The 15,199-nt window shown below is 62.2% G+C and carries 13 protein-coding genes; 7 read left to right on the forward strand and 6 right to left on the reverse strand.

The features are described 5' to 3' along the window. Window positions 1-354: 354 nt before the first annotated feature. Window positions 355-933, forward strand: a complete 579-nt coding sequence (locus F561_RS25185; protein WP_040380288.1) for a DoxX family protein — start codon at window positions 355-357, stop codon at window positions 931-933. 212 nt (window positions 934-1,145) lie between these two features. Here F561_RS25185 and F561_RS0109205 read toward each other — a convergent pair whose 3' ends face one another. Further along, the gene (locus F561_RS0109205; protein WP_083922385.1) at window positions 1,146-2,423 is read right to left on the reverse strand and encodes an MFS transporter; all 1,278 of its coding nucleotides are present in this window, start codon (window positions 2,421-2,423) and stop codon (window positions 1,146-1,148) included. 156 nt (window positions 2,424-2,579) lie between these two features. Between F561_RS0109205 and F561_RS0109210 the strand changes: the two genes are divergently transcribed. The 3 genes from F561_RS0109210 (at window position 2,580) to dxs (ending at window position 6,282) form a co-directional block, all read left to right on the forward strand. Then, window positions 2,580-3,272: a PspA/IM30 family protein gene (locus tag F561_RS0109210; protein WP_019009668.1), complete on the forward strand. Its 693-nt coding sequence runs from the start codon at window positions 2,580-2,582 to the stop codon at window positions 3,270-3,272. A 365-nt stretch (window positions 3,273-3,637) separates the two neighbouring features. Continuing rightward, complete coding sequence (locus tag F561_RS0109215) at window positions 3,638-4,354, forward strand: hypothetical protein (RefSeq protein WP_040380326.1); 717 nt, start codon at window positions 3,638-3,640, stop codon at window positions 4,352-4,354. After that, complete coding sequence (gene dxs, locus F561_RS0109220) at window positions 4,351-6,282, forward strand: 1-deoxy-D-xylulose-5-phosphate synthase (RefSeq protein ID WP_019009670.1); 1,932 nt, start codon at window positions 4,351-4,353, stop codon at window positions 6,280-6,282. Before F561_RS0109215 ends, dxs begins: the two co-directional genes overlap by 4 nt. A gap of 252 nt (window positions 6,283-6,534) precedes the next feature. On the opposite strand, the gene F561_RS0109225 is transcribed toward dxs, so the two are convergent. Continuing rightward, window positions 6,535-7,026 (reverse strand): CAP domain-containing protein, encoded by a 492-nt coding sequence (locus F561_RS0109225; protein ID WP_157451697.1) that lies wholly within the window; start codon window positions 7,024-7,026, stop codon window positions 6,535-6,537. Window positions 7,027-7,245: 219 nt separating this feature from the next. Beyond that, window positions 7,246-9,318, reverse strand: coding sequence for a M3 family metallopeptidase (locus tag F561_RS0109230; RefSeq protein WP_019009672.1), 2,073 nt, complete (start codon window positions 9,316-9,318; stop codon window positions 7,246-7,248). Between the two features lie 96 nt (window positions 9,319-9,414). On the opposite strand from F561_RS0109230, the gene F561_RS0109240 reads away from it, so the two are divergent. After that, entirely contained in the window at window positions 9,415-10,368 is a 954-nt protein-coding gene (locus tag F561_RS0109240) for a hypothetical protein (RefSeq protein ID WP_019009674.1), read from the forward strand. A 117-nt stretch (window positions 10,369-10,485) separates the two neighbouring features. Here the strand turns inward: F561_RS0109240 and queA are convergent, their stop codons facing one another. After that, window positions 10,486-11,571, reverse strand: a complete 1,086-nt coding sequence (gene queA, locus F561_RS0109245) for a tRNA preQ1(34) S-adenosylmethionine ribosyltransferase-isomerase QueA (RefSeq protein WP_019009675.1) — start codon at window positions 11,569-11,571, stop codon at window positions 10,486-10,488. A gap of 18 nt (window positions 11,572-11,589) precedes the next feature. Continuing rightward, window positions 11,590-12,153, reverse strand: coding sequence for a LabA-like NYN domain-containing protein (locus F561_RS0109250; RefSeq protein ID WP_019009676.1), 564 nt, complete (start codon window positions 12,151-12,153; stop codon window positions 11,590-11,592). A 301-nt stretch (window positions 12,154-12,454) separates the two neighbouring features. On the opposite strand from F561_RS0109250, the gene F561_RS0109255 reads away from it, so the two are divergent. Continuing rightward, a complete protein-coding gene (locus F561_RS0109255; RefSeq protein ID WP_019009677.1) occupies window positions 12,455-13,765 on the forward strand; it encodes an aspartate aminotransferase type Ic in 1,311 nt (436 codons plus the stop codon). A 177-nt stretch (window positions 13,766-13,942) separates the two neighbouring features. Then, complete coding sequence (locus F561_RS0109260) at window positions 13,943-14,449, forward strand: MarR family winged helix-turn-helix transcriptional regulator (protein WP_019009678.1); 507 nt, start codon at window positions 13,943-13,945, stop codon at window positions 14,447-14,449. A gap of 100 nt (window positions 14,450-14,549) precedes the next feature. Here the strand turns inward: F561_RS0109260 and F561_RS0109265 are convergent, their stop codons facing one another. Then, the gene (locus tag F561_RS0109265; RefSeq protein ID WP_019009679.1) at window positions 14,550-15,095 is read right to left on the reverse strand and encodes a DoxX family protein; all 546 of its coding nucleotides are present in this window, start codon (window positions 15,093-15,095) and stop codon (window positions 14,550-14,552) included. Between the last annotated feature and the right edge of the window lie 104 nt (window positions 15,096-15,199).

Below are 15,199 nucleotides of genomic sequence, written 5' to 3' on the forward strand. Positions count from 1 at the left end.
ATAAGTTTTAAACAACCCCATACAACAATTCTAGACCCGCCACAGCTTTGGTTGAACTGAATCAACCAGCTGATCCGGCGGGTTTATGTTATGCAGCAAAACTCAGAAAAAGTGGCACTGGCTTGACAACAGATCAGAATGATTAAATATAGACCAGTAAATTCCGGACGAATGAAATACAGAACCATAAGCGGAAAACTCAATATTGGCAGAGTTTAAAGAATTTCTCATGCTTAGGTGTATAGTCAGACACCAAAGTGAGTTTGTATCAGGCGGATGTAGGGCCGAAACCACGCTTGTCAGGGGTACGGGCGGAAACAGAAGCGATCCAGAAGATCATCAAAGGAGAAGCCTATGACTCATAGTGCCCGTCCCATGATTCCAGAGCCGTACCTTACTCAAGTGCTGTTTGCCAATCCGCGCCTCGCGCCGTTATGGGCCATTCTGCGTGTCTATGTGGGCTACGAATGGCTGACGGCAGGCTGGGCCAAGATCACCAATCCGGCAGGCGTCTGGGTCGGAGAAAAGGCAGGCACCGCCGTGACCGGATTCCTCAAGGGTGCACTCGCCAAAACCACTGGCGAGCATCCCGACGTGCCCGGCTGGTACGCCTGGTTTGTTCAGCATGTCGCGCTGCCCAACGCCACCGTGTTCTCGTATCTGGTGGCTTACGGAGAAGTGTTGGTGGGCATCGCCCTGATTCTGGGCCTGTTTACGGGCTTGGCGGCCTTTTTCGGGGGGTTCATGAATGCCAGCTACCTGTTGGCAGGCACGCTCAGCACCAATCCGCTGCTGTTTATTCTGGCAACGTGGCTGGTGCTGGGGTGGCGGGTAGCAGGCTACTGGGGGCTAGACCGCTGGGTGCTGCCCAGGGTAGGCGTCACTATTCCCACGGCCAGAACAGAAGGCGGAGAACGGCTCAAATCCACCTGAACAAATCACCCTAAACGACATCCGGCCAGCCCCAGCAAGAGGGTTGGCCGGATTTTTCATGCCCGTAGATGCTGGCTTTTCCCTTCAGCCTTACAGACCTTGCAGAACCAGGCAAGACAAGCAGGGGGGTGATGGTAAGGCTGCCCAGCAGAGGGGGACTTCGCTGTTCAGTCAGAGACTGTGTCTGATTCCGTATCAGACAATCCAGCCCTTCATCCTGCCGCTGCCGCCCGCACCTGCGGCTGCCGGGTGACACCCAGGGCCAGCCCCGCAGCCAGCACTGCCAGCACTCCGGCAGCCAGAAAAGCCGGGCCATATGTGCCCAGGGATTCACGGGCCAGACCGCCGAGCGCCGTGGCCGAAGCTGCGCCCAGTTGATGAGAAAAGAAGACCCAGCCGTACACCGTGCCCACGTTGGCGGTGCCGAAGGTCCGGGCCGTGAGGGCCACAGTTGGCGGAACGGTGGCAATGTAGTCCAGCCCGAACAGGACAGCGAAAAACACCAGCCCTGTACCGGGCGGCAACAGCGGCAGCGCCAGCAGACTCAGTCCCCGGAAGGCGTAGTAGCCCGCCAGCAACAGGCGCGGATCGACCCGGTCGGTGAGGTAGCCGCTGCCCAGGGTGCCCACGAAGTTGAAGGCTCCCATCAGGGCCAGCATTCCGGCGGCGTAGCCCGCAGTAAGGCCCAGATCGCCGCAGTAGGCGATGAAATGCGTGCCGATGATGCCGTTGCTGGTGGCTCCACAGACCAGAAAAGTAATGCTGAGCAGCCAGAAATCCCGCGAACGCAGCGCCCGGCGCATGACGCCCGCATCGGGTTTAGGGGGCACGACCACCGGGGCGGCAGGGTCCAGTGGGCGTCCATCCATGCCCAGACCCACTTCTGCCGGACGGTCGCGCAGCAAGGCCCAGAACAGGGGCGTCAGCAATAGCGCCAGCAGGCCGATGCCCGCACTGGCCCAGCGCCATCCAGCCCCCTGTGCAGCCAGCGTGAGCAGCGGAATGAACATCAGTTGTCCGGCGCTCGTGGCGGCCCCGAACACACCCGTAATCAGGCCGCGCCGCGCCTGAAACCAGCGGGCCGCCACCGTTGCCCCCAGCACACTGCCCACCAGACCCGTACCAAGGCCGCTCAGCACGCCCCACAACACAAACAGGTGAATTTCGGTGCGAATCAGGGCACTCAGGCCAAACGACAGGGCGACCAGCAGGAGGCCCACCGTCGCCACCCGGCGCGGGCCATGCCGGTCCATCAGAAAGCCGCTGAGGGGTGCGCCCAGGCCGAACATCAGCAGACCCACGCTGACAGCGGCGCTGAGGGTGGTCAGGCCAAAGCCGGTGCCCACTTCCATCGGCTTGAGAAACACGCCGGGGGCGGACCTGGCTCCGGCAGCGAGGAGGAGCGCGGCAATGGTGATAGCCACGACGACTCCAGCCCTGCTACCCATTCTTGGGCCTCCGGGTTTGTCCGCCCCTGCATTGGTGGTCATGCCTTGATTTTACCTTTATCTTCTGGCTCTATCTTCTGGACGCATGGTCAGCCCCGGAACCACGGGCGGCGCGGGTGCGTAATGATCACCGGGCCACGAATCAGTGTATAACTCGGCAATCAACCTTTGCCGCACGACCCTCAGGAGGCACCACCTATGACTATTCTTGACCGCCTGTCCCGCCTGCTCCGTTCCAACGTCAACGACCTGATCAGCAAGGCCGAAGACCCCACCAAAATCATCGAGCAGGCGTTGCAGGATATGCGGGCCGCCTACACCGACGCCCGCAGCGAAGTGGCCGGAGCCATGAGCCAGAATGCCAAACTGGAGCGTGAAGCCAGCACCAACCAGAAACTGGCCGCCGAGTACGAGAAGAAAGCAGAGGAAGCCCTGCGCGGCGGCAGCGAAGACTTGGCCCGTGAGGCCCTGCGCCGCGCCCAGAACCACAAAGATCTGGCCGCCGGATTTGGCGAGCAGGTGGCCGTACAGAGCAGCACCGTGGACGCTCTAAAAACCCAGTTGCGTGCGCTGGAAGCCAAGATCGACGAGATGGAATCCAAGAAGACGCTGCTGGCCGCCCGCCAGAGCACTGCGCAGGCCGGAGCGACGCTTGACCGCGTGTCGGGCTTCGACAAAGCTGGCGGCGCGATGGACGCCTTCGAGAGCATGGAAGAAAAAGTGGCGAGCATGGAAGACCGCAACAAGGCGATGGGCGACCTCCGCAAGGAAAACGACTTTGATGCCCAGTTGAAAGACCTGGGCCGCGACAAGGATCTGGACGACGCGATGTCGGCCCTGAAAGCCAAAGTGCAGGGCGGCCAGAACCTGAGCAAGACGAATCTGGAGTAAAGACAGAGCTGAAGGCACCACAGATGTAAAGGAGGCGGCGACGATGGAGGTTGCCGCCTCGTTTTGATTTTTGGTCAGGGTAGAAGGTCAATCCCCGGTGCTGTACAACGCCCGCCCTATAGGTGAGGAGACTGCTCCTTTCGCTGCCCTCTGGCGAGGGAACCTGAGGAGCGGCACGGGCAGACCGGGGGACACGGAACGCCACCAGACCTGCAAGCCAACCTGACCCGGCCTTCATGCTCTGGCGTGTGCAGCTTTTGAGGGACGCTTGACCCAACACAGGGGCAGACAATGTGGGTGACAAAGGACGGAACGTCATGAATGCTGACAGAATGCTGGTGATGCCGAGCTTTAGCTTGAAGGCCATGTCTGGCCATATGCCAATTCGTTCTTCTGCCGTGTGGAGTCTGACGGCCCTGACGCTGATGCTGGGAGCCTGTGCGCCCGCACCAGCACAGGTTTCCCCGCCAGTCCAGTCCAGCACCGTGCCCGCCAGCGTGTCCTTCTATCCGCAGGAAACGGGCCTGAACTGGACCTACGTGCCGGAAGGAGAAAGTACCGCCAGTGCGCCGTATCTGCTGCGGACCTTGGGGCCGACGGTTTTTGAGGGCCAGACCGCTCTGGCCTTTCAACTGACCGGGCGCGGGGCCGACCAGACGTGGTACAGGCTGATCAATAGTTCCGGCGTCAGGCTCCTGGGCTTCCGCAAACCCGGAGTCACGGTCACGCTCAGTCCGGCCTGGACCGAAGCGCCTGCCGAGGGGGCGTGGCGCGTGGGCCTGAGCTGGGAAGGCACGACCACCGCCCGTGTCAGCAGCGATGACGGCAAGGTTCAATCGGAAGGGACCCTGCGTTACCGCTACGACGTGCAAGACCGCCGCCGCGTGAATACGCCGGGCGGCAGCTTCGATGTGTGGGTGATCACGCGGCAAATTTCGGGCGAACTCGGCAGTCTGTTTCCGGCGGCGCAGCAGATCTGGTTCGCGCCGTTCGTGGGCGATGTCCGCACTCCCGAAGCCCTGCTGCTGACCGCCCGCAACTTTGCCAGTCCGGCACCTACTTCCACTGGAGGCCAGCCATGAGCCGCACGCCCGAACAATCTGCCCCCGCCACCACCGAGTTGGTTTCTGCACCCACTCTGACGCCGCTGCTGGACCGCGTGAACAGTCCTGCAGACCTGAAACGGCTATCGCGGGAGCAGTTGCCCACGCTGTCGCAGGAACTGCGCGACGAGATTACGCGGGTCTGCTCGGTGGGTGGGCTGCATCTGGCGAGCAGCCTGGGCGCAACCGATCTGATCGTGGCCCTGCATTACGTGCTGAACTCGCCGCGTGACCGCATTCTGTTCGATGTGGGGCATCAGGCTTACGCCCACAAGATGCTGACCGGGCGGCGCGATCAGATGCACACGGTGAAGAAGGAAGGCGGGCTGTCGGGCTTTACCAAGGTCAGTGAAAGCGAACACGACGCCATTACGGTGGGCCACGCCAGCACCAGCTTGGCCAACGCGCTGGGCATGGCAATGGCCCGCGACGCGCTGGGCGAGGATTACACGGTGGCCGCCGTGATCGGAGACGGCAGCCTGACCGGGGGCATGGCACTGGCCGCCCTGAACACCATCGGAGACGTGCAGCGCAAAATGCTGATCGTTCTGAACGACAACGAGATGAGCATCAGCGAAAACGTGGGGGCCATGAGCAAATTCATGCGCGGCCTTCAGGTGCAGAAGTGGTTTCAGGAGGGCGAGGGCGCAGGTAAAAAAGCCGTGCAGGCGGTCAGCAAACCGTTGGCCGACCTGATGAGCCGCGCCAAGAGCAGCACCCGCCACTTCTTTGATCCGGCCAGCGTGAATCCCTTTGCGGCGATGGGCGTGCGCTACGTGGGACCAGTGGACGGCCACAACGTGGGCCAACTGGTCTGGCTGATGGAGCGCCTGATTGATCTGGACGGCCCCACGATCCTGCATGTGGTGACGCGCAAGGGCAAGGGCCTGAGCTACGCCGAGGCCGACCCGATCTACTGGCACGGCCCCGGCAAATTCGACCCGGCCACGGGCGACCTGTCCAAGGGCGGAAAACCCACCTATTCGTGGAGCGCGGCCTTTGGCGACGCTGTGACCGAACTTGCCAAACTCGATCCCCGAACCTTCGTGATTACGCCCGCCATGCGCGAGGGCAGCGGGCTGGTGGGCTACAGCAAGGCACATCCCAAGCGGTATCTGGATGTGGGCATTGCCGAAGATGTGGCCGTGACCACGGCGGCAGGAATGGCGTTGCAGGGCATGCGGCCCATCGTGGCGATCTATTCCAGCTTTTTGCAGCGGGCCTACGATCAGGTGCTTCATGACGTTGCCATCGAGAATCTGAACGTCACCTTTGCCATAGACCGCGCCGGAATCGTGGGCGCAGACGGCTCCACACACAACGGGGTCTTTGACCTGAGTTACCTGCGGAGCATTCCCAATGTGCGGGTAGGGCTGCCCAAAGATGCCTACGAACTGCGCGGCATGCTGAAGGCCGCGCAGGAAACCCCCGGCCCCTTTGCCATCCGCTACCCCCGTGGCAACACCGAACGCGTGCCCGAAGGCACCTGGCCGGATCTGAAGTGGGGCACCTGGGAGCGCGTGCAGGCTGGCTCGGACGTGGTGATTCTGGCGGGCGGCAAGGCGCTGGAATACGCCCTCAAAGCCGCCGCCGATCTACCGGGCGTGGGTGTGGTCAATGCCCGCTTCGTCAAACCGCTGGATCTGGAGATGCTGCGCGAGGTGGCCGCGAGCGCCCGCACCCTGATTACCGTGGAAGACAACACCGTGCTGGGCGGCTTCGGCAGCGCCGTACTGGAGGCCCTCAGCGACATGGGCCTGACTGTGCCGGTGCGCGTGCTGGGCATCCCCGACGAGTTCCAGGATCATGCCACCGTGGAAAGTGTGCACGCCAGATCGGGCATAGACGCGCAGGCGATTCGGACGGTGTTGGCAGAGCTGGGCGTGGATGTGCCGTTGGGGGTGTGATACCAAATTGCGATGATTCGTGAGAATCATCCGAGCAGAGCGAGTAGCAAAAAGTACGGGAGGAGTGGCTTGCTCAAGCGAGTCCGTTCACGACGAGGGCTGGCGGCGATGGACGAACATCTGGTGCTTTCCCGGATGTTCGGGAATCAGAGCAAGTCCGTATGAAAACGGTTGTGGACCGTTGGTTGTGGGTTGTAGGAACAGGCTGAACTTCCTGTTTTTCCCACCTCTTACGACCTAGCGCCTACAGCCTCAGCGCGGCTGACTGCTCAGGACCACCACATACGACGTTCCCCGCGAACCCTGCACGATGCTGGCTCCGGCATGGGTGTAGCGGGCCTCGTTCATCCAGAAGCAGTGGACGGGAGAATGCAGCCACCACTGAATGGCCGCTTCAGGGTTCAGGCCCGTACCCATAAAAATGATCTCCGTGACACTGACGGCATTGACGCCCGTGCTGGCCGCACGGATTCGCGGCGTCGTTCCGTTTGTACCCGTGTGGGTGATGCGCCCACTGGAGGTCATGTAATTGGCCTGAATACGGGCAGCCTGCGCGTGCGTATTGCTGAACGCAAGCGCTCCTGCCACAGGGCGGCGGCCACTGCCGGGGCAGGTGACTCCCTGTGCCCGCACCTGATTCAGGCGGGCCAGCAACTGCGACTCTGCGGAGGTCTGGGCAAAAGCAGTGGCGGAGGCAGCCAGCGCAACAACTCCCAGAACGTGCCGAAAGGAAACCTTAAGCATGTGAAAGGATTCTAAACGCTGGGGCCGTGTGCAGGCTGTGAGCAGCTGGATCAGCAAGATGAGAACAGGCGGCGCTGCTCCGGGCAGCGCCGCCTGCATCGATAAAATCTGCTGTATAGACCCTAGCTACGGGCCGCAGCCCATGAGATTCAAATGATCCAGCACAGTTGACATCAGAAACCGTTGGAATTCACAGCTGGTAGATGCTGAGCCGCAACTTTATGCCTCAAGGAGTCCGCTGCGGCGCAGCAACGCGTCGGGGTCTGGGCCGCGCCCCATGAACTCCTGGTACAGTTGCGCAGCTTCGGCACTGTTTCCCCGGCTCAGGACGGCGTCCACGAAGGCGCGGCCCGTTTCACGGTTGAAAATCCCCTCGGTGGCGAAGCGCGAGAAGGCGTCGGCGTCCAGCACTTCGGCCCATTTGTAGGAGTAGTAGCCTGCGCCGTAACCTACCGGACTGCTGAACAGGTGCCCAAACTGCGCGGCACGGGCGTAATCCTGGGCCAGAGGGTAAGGGTAAAAGCGGGCCATGACATCACGGGCCAGCGCGATAGGATCCTGGTCGCCTTCGGGGTCGAACTCCACATGCAGCGTGAGGTCCATCAGGCCGAAGGAATACTGCCGCATGGAGGTATTGGCGGCGCGGAAGTTGCGGGCGCGGGTCATGCGCTCAAACAGATCAGCGGGGAGGGGTTCACCGGTCTGCCAGTGGGCGGCGATCAGGTCGAGGGCGTCCCTTTCGGCCACCCAGTTTTCCATGATCTGGCTGGGCAATTCCACGAAGTCCCAGGCCACCCGCGTTCCGCTGAGGCTGCGTACCGGCACCTTCGAGAGGGCGTGGTGCAGCAGGTGACCGAACTCGTGGAACACAGTCTCCACTTCGCGGATAGACAGCAGCGCGGGCGTGTCGCCGCTGGGCGGGGTCATGTTGCCGCACATCAGGCCCAGATGGGGTTCCACGCCTTGCTCGCCTTCAACACTGGCGCGGGGGCCGCCTGTGATCAGGCCGTTCATCCAAGCGCCGCTGCGTTTGGTATCGCGGGGGAACCAATCGGTATAAAAGCTGGCGATGTGCGTGCCCGATTCATCGTGAATATCGTAGAAACGCACTTCAGGATGCCACACAGGGGCGCTCGATTCCTTGACCGTGACGCCGAAAATGCGGGTCACGATGTCGAACATGCCGTTCATCACGCGGTCAAGCGGAAAATAGGGGCGCAGGGCTTCTTCGTCGAAATCGTATTCGGCCTGGCGCTGCTTCTCGGCCCAGTAGGAAATGTCCCAGCCCGCCAGTGCAGGGGCGTCCTCTCCGGCATGTTGGCGGTAAAAGGCGTCCAGTTCGGCGTTTTCGCGCTCGAAGGCAGGACGGGTGCGGGTTTCCAGATCACGCAGGAATTTCAGGGGAACCTCTCCCCCACCGGCCATGCGGTCTTCCAGCACGTAGTCGGCAAAATCGCGGAAGCCCAGCAAGCGGGCCTGCTCGCGGCGCAGTTTCAGGATTTCGCGCACCAATGGGCGGTTGTCGCGGCCCTCCTGCACGCCGGTACTCTGCGACGCCTCCCACAACTCACGGCGCAGTTCCCGGTCATCGGCGTAGGTCAGGATCGGTTCCACCACCGGCATATGCAGCGTGAGGCGGTGGCCTTCCTTGCCGTGCGCCTCCGCATCGGCGCGGGTGGCGTCCAGCACACGCGTGGGCACGCCTGCAAGACGTTCTGCGGGCACATACAGCTCAAAGGCGGCAGTGGCGTCCAACACGTTCTTGGAAAACTCGTTGGTGATCTGGGCCAGGCGGGTATTCAGGGCCATCAGACGGTCCTTCTGGTCTTGGGGCAGGTCGGCTCCCTCACGCCGGAATTCATCGATGGTCAGCTTGAGATGACGCGCCCGTACCGGGTCCAGGGTGCGGCCCGCCTCGGTCTCGGCATAGGCTTTGACGGCAGCCCACAGGCCCGGATGCAGGCTGAGCTGCGTATAGAACTCGCTGACCTTGGGAATGATGGCTTTTTTGGCCGCCTGCCAGGACTCATCACTGATCACGCTGTCGAGGTGATAGACGATGGTGCTCACGGTTTGCAGTTGGGCCGTCAGATCGTCCAGATCGGCCATGAAGCCCTCGAAGCCGCGTTCGCCCGCCGCTGCCAGATGCTCCAGCCGGGTTTGCGTGGCGGCGATCAGTGTATCGATGGCTTCTTCGGCGTGTTCGGCGCGAATCTGGTCGAAGGGAATACGGAAACCGACGTTCAGCAGCGGATTGCTGCTCTGCACAAGTGCATCAGCGGAAGGGTTCATCCGCTGAGTATAGACAGCCGGAGTGAGGTCAGTTCAAACACCGAAAACAGGCCGAATGGCAGATGTGCCGGGGGCGGGGCCGTGCTGTGCTGGTGCATGGTTGACCTGCCTCCCAAACTGACCTGGCACACGCCCACCGACCTGCACCGCCTGGCCGAATTTCTGAGCGCCGCCCACCCCGACGCGCCCACCGCCGCCGCCGAGCTGGAACGGCTGGAGCGCGGCTACCTGCCCGAAGAAGTGCACAGGCGCGAGGTTCTGGAGGAAAATGGCGTCTGGGTGGGGCTATATGGGCTGGATACGCCCCGCAGCGACTCGCACGCGGGCTGGCTGAGCATTTCGGTTTTTACTCTGCCCAACCACACGGCATTGGGGGAAATCCTGCTGGCGCGGGCCGAGGCGCTGGCTGCCGAATACGGCGCACAGACGCTGCTGAGCCGTGCGCGGGAAGGCTGGTGGGAATTGGCCTTTCTACAGGCACACGGCTACCGCGAACATGACCGAATGTGGAGCAGCACGCTTGACCTGACCACACTGGACTTTGCCGCCTTTGCCGCGCAGGAGCAGCGGGCGCAGGCTGCCGGAATCCAGATTCGCCCCCTCAGCGACCTGGGGCCATTTGATGAAGCCCAGCAGTTTCGGCTCTATACCCTGATTGCAGTGCTGCTACGCGACGTGCCCAGCAGTTCTCCGGTCAAGGTGTGGCCCTTCGAGATCTGGCAACTGCGGATCGTGGATCAGATCGACCCGGCGGGCCTGTTTGTGGCCGTGGCCCCGGACGGCGAATGGGTGGGCGTGAATGAACTGTATATCGTCAGCAGTACCAGCCCGCACACGCTCCGCAATGGCTTGACGGGGGTGCTGTCCCACTGGCGCGGGGTTGGCGTCGCCTACGCCCTCAAGCTGGCTTCGGCCCGCGCTGCACTGGCACGCGGTTTCACCCACGCACGCACGGGAAACCACAGCATCAATGCGCCAATGCTGGCTATCAATGCACGGCTGGGCTTCGTGCGGGAGGCGGCGTGGGTGAGCGTGAGGAAGGGAGGGTAGAGGGTGGATCGTAGAACGTGGGAAAGGCGGGGTGGGCAGGAAGCTCAATTTTTTGACTCTGAACTTTCGAAACAATCCTAAAAATTAATTTCACATCCTCCACGATCCACGATCCACTCAGTCCTGCCCAGCACGCTCCAGGATCATCGCGTCTCCTAGCGAATAGAACCGGTATTCCCCTTCCAGCGCGGCAGCGTAGGCGGCCTGAATGCGCTCCACACCCGCGAAGGCCGCCACCAGCAGCAGCAACGTGCTTCCGGGCAAATGCAGATTGGTGATCAAGAGGTCCGGCACACGCACAGGCTTTCCGGGCATGATGAAGATTTGGGTGTCTCCCTCACCTGCTTGAATTTCTCCAGCAGCGTTCACCGCACTTTCCAGCGCCCGGACGGTGGTGGTTCCCACTGCGACGACGCGCCGTCCTTCTGCCCTGGCTGCATTGATGGCCTGCGCCGTGGCCGCGCTGATGGCGTAGCGCTCGGCGTGCATCACATGGTCGGCCACGCTGCCGGAAATGGGCCGGAAGGTGCCCGCGCCGACGTGCAGGGTGATGGCGGTGCGCTCCACACCCATCTGGTCCAGTTCGGCCAGCAGTTCGGGCGTGAAATGCAGGCCCGCCGTGGGGGCCGCCACGCTGCCGGGATCGCGGGCATACACGGTCTGGTAGCGTTCTCGCCAGCGTTCGTCGTTATCACCTACATCGATGTAGGGCGGCAGTGGCAAACGTCCGATGCTGTCCAGATGCGGCTTGATGTCGTAATCAAAGCGCAGCAGCCGTGCGCCGTCGGCAAGTTGGCCCACGATTTCGGCCCGGTGCGGGGCATCGGGTGGGCCAAGCAGCAGTTCGGGACCAGCACGCTTGGCAGGTTTCAGATAGGCCGACCAGAGGTATGCCCCCAGGTCGGCGCGGGCCTCCTCGCGCAGCAGCATGACTTCGACTGCGCCGCCGCCAAAACCGTTTTTCAGGGGCTTGCGGGCCATCACCCGCGCCGGAATCACGCGGCTTTCGTTGAATACCAGCAGATCGCCGGGACGCAGCAAACCCGGCAGATCGCGGAAGGTCAGATGTTGGAGCGGCTCGCCCACCACCATCAGGCGGGAAGAGTCACGGGGTTCTGCGCCAGCTTGGGCGACGCGGTCTGGGGGCAACGTAAAGGAAAGCTGCTCCAGGACCGCATCCGGGTCAAGGTGAGGATCAGGCATCGTCTGGCAGTCCGCCGATCAGGGCTCCAGCGCGGGCGCTTCTTCGGCGCGGGCGGGCTTGTGGCGGGCAGGCATCAGGCCACCCTCGATGTCGGGCAGGTGCATGAAGCGGTCTGCGGCGTCGATAAGCTTCTGGGCCGTATGCTCGCGGAAAGAGATCACTTCTACCCGCTTGCCGCGCTCCTGAAGCACTTCCACGATATCGGTGAAATCGCCGTCGCCGCTGCCCAGCACGATCACGTCGAGGTGATCGCACAGGCGCACCATGTCGGCCACGATGCCCATATCCCAGTTGCCTTCGTAAATAGCCTTGCCGCCCTCGGTCACGTGGTGCAGCGTGAGGTTCATGCGGCGCACCTTGAATCCCAGCGTAGACAGCTTGTAGATAAAGGGCCGGGCGGTGGCTTCGTTTTCACGCTCCACGGTGTAGGCGATGGCGTGCACCAGTTCACGGTTGTCGGTACTGACGCGCATCAGCGTTTCAAAATTGACGGTACGCTCCAGCAGGTCGCGGGCCGAGTGGTACAGGTTCTGGGTATCGATAAACACACCGACTCTGGGACGGGAAACGACGTATTGCATTGGGATTCTCCTGTTAGGGGCCACACAGTGCAGGCAGCACGGGGTGACGGAAAGAAAGGTGAGAGGGAAAAGGGCAGCAGGAGCCGAAATAGAGAGAAGTGAACAGGTACAGATAAAACGTCATTGACTGAACGCGGCAAGAAGCATAGGCTCACTGCCCCCGCACGGATGTAATAAAATTAACAAAAAATGAATTCTGAGTGCGCTTTTCTGGCAAACCTGTCCAGAGGAGCCACCTGTTGCGGCGGCCCGCTCTACATAACCCGCGACACCTCGCCCCTCAGACCGTTACGCTAGGGACATGACAACGGACGCGACCATTCCAGCCCATTCCGCCTCGGCGCAGTCGGGCCTGGCGCAGGCACAGGCAGCTTACGCAGCGTTGCAGACGCAGAAGCTGAAGCTGAACATGCAGAGGGGCCAGCCCAGCGACGCCGATTTTGACCTGTCGAACGGCCTGCTGACTGCGCTCGGAGCGACCGACACCCACCAGGACGGACTGGACCTGCGTAACTATCCGGGCGGCGTCCACGGCCTGCCCAGTGCGCGGGCGCTGTTTGCCGACTATCTGGACGTCAAGGCCGAAAATGTGCTGGTCTGGAACAACTCGAGCCTGGAGTTGCAGGGTCTGCTGCTGAGTTTTGCCCTCCTGCACGGCGTTCGGGGTAGCACTGGCGGCTGGGTCAAACTGCTGGACAGCCAGAAACCCAAAATGATCGTGACCCTCCCCGGCTATGACCGTCACTTTCTGCTGCTGCAAACGCTGGGCTTTGAACTGCTGACCGTGGCGATGCAACCCGACGGCCCCGACGTGGACGCCATTGCGCGAATCGCGGGCCGGGACGCCTCGGTCAAGGGCGTGCTGTTCGTGCCCACCTACTCCAATCCGGGCGGCGAGAGCATCAGCGCGGCCAAAGCAGCCAAACTGGCCGGAATCAAGGCAGCGGCGGCAGATTTCACCATCTTTGCCGACGACGCCTACCGCGTGCATCACCTCTCGGACACCGAGCAGGACACTCCTGTCAACTTCGTGACGCTGTGCCGCGACGCCGGATTTCCTGACCGCGCCTTCGTGTTTGCCAGCACCAGCAAGGTCACTTTTGCCAGTGGCGGCCTCGGCTTCGTGGCCAGCAGCGAAGACAACATCGCTTGGGCGGCCAAGTACCTGAACGCCCAGAGCATCGGCCCCAACAAGGTGGAGCAGGCCCGTCACGTGCGCTTTCTGGCCCAGTACGAGGGTGGACTTGCGGGCCTGATGCGAGACCACGCCCGGTTGATCGCGCCCAAGTTTCAGGCGGTGTACACCACGCTGGCACAGGAACTGGGCGAGTCGGGCCAGTACGCCACCTGGACGAAACCCAGGGGCGGCTACTTTATCAGCCTGGACACCACCGAACCTGTGGCAGCGCGGGTCATTGCGCTGGCAGACATGGCCGGAGTGAGCCTGACCCCCGCCGGGGCCACCTATCCGGGCGGCAAGGACCCCACCGGGCGCAACATTCGCCTTGCCCCTACCCGCCCCCCCGAGGCCGAAGTGGTCACGGCCATGAAAGCGGTTGCCACCTGCATCTGGCTGGCGACCGAGGAATACCGGGCAGGCAAGACGGCCTGAAGTCCTCCTCAGTTCTCACGTCTGGATCAAGCACAAAAAGAAGCTGGCTGCGCTGAGTTTTGGCGTTGCCAGCTTCCTTTTTCAGCTTCGGGACTGTAGCCGACAACCGCACCCCCCCTCCGCCACCGGGCATTCCGGCTTGATTTTCTGACCGCTGACCCCGAGGATGACGCCTATATGCCCACCCGTTACTCTGGAACGCCCGAGGAGCGCCGGGCGCTGGAGGCGTACATCAAGCTCTGGCGTGCCGCACACGCTGTAGAAGTGACTGCCAACCGCCACCTCTCTGCCTACGACCTCACCATCAGCCAATTCGGGGTGATCGAGGCTCTGTATCATCTTGGCCCCCTCAGCCAGCGCCAACTGGCCGATAAAATTCTGCGCTCCAGCGGCAACCTGACCATGGTCATAGACAATCTGGAGCGCGACCAACTGGTGCGCCGTGACCGTGATCCGGTAGACCGCCGTGTGGTCAACGTGTCGCTGACGCCGCAGGGTGAAGCCCTGATCGACAGCGTGCTTCCCCAGCATGTGCGCGGAATTCACGACCTGTTTGCCATTCTGACGCCCGAAGAACTTGTTCAACTGGCGGCCCTGACGCGCAAATTGGGCCTGGGCCTTGCCGCAAAGGAAAACGAGGCGCAGCAGAAGACCCGCAAACGGAACACGGCTGCCGCAGAGTAGGTCAGAGCCAACCCATAAGGGCAGGTGGAGCGCAAACGTGACCTCTGGGTGCACTGTCCCGCTCCGCATCTGCTGCCCATCAACTCCGACCTACAGCCGGTTACGAGCGTTGCGCCTGAAGTTCTTCGGCGGCCCGCGCTGCCTTGCCGTCGGTGATCAGTCGTCCGCCACGTGCCGTAGATCCGACCACCAACGCCGCCGCAACAATCACGAAGTTTTTGATGATGTACTGGCCTTCCAGGGTGGGAACCAAAGGGAAGACTTTGAAAGTCTCGGCAGGGAAAAACAGCAGGGGCAAAAAGGTTCCAGCCATCTGCGCGAACAACAGGAACAGGGTGGCCCGCAGAAATCGCCCGGACAACAGGCCCAGCCCGATCAGGCATTCCCACGCAGCCAGTACAGGCAAACTGACGCTGGCAGGCACCAGGCCAAAGGTCAGCGTAGAAATGGTGCGGGTCGCCAGATCCTCGGCCGTGCTGAGGCCAGGAAAGAATTTCAGCGCACCGAACCAGAAGAAAATCAGGCCAAGTGAGAGGCGAAGCAGCGTGATGCCGTGCCCCCCGAACCAACCCACGATGGATGCATCCAACTGGTTGAAGCGTGCCGCCAGCGTAAGCGGAGAACGGGCATTAGGCTTGTCAGTCATACAGAGTCCTCCCAGCGCCCACGCATGACCTGACCGGGCCAGCTGGGGGCCTGTACCTCATTCTGAAGACTGCACACCAGACTTCTGCCCTGACCGGCCCGTGC

The organism is Deinococcus aquatilis DSM 23025, from assembly GCF_000378445.1.
Lineage (GTDB): Bacteria > Deinococcota > Deinococci > Deinococcales > Deinococcaceae > Deinococcus > Deinococcus aquatilis.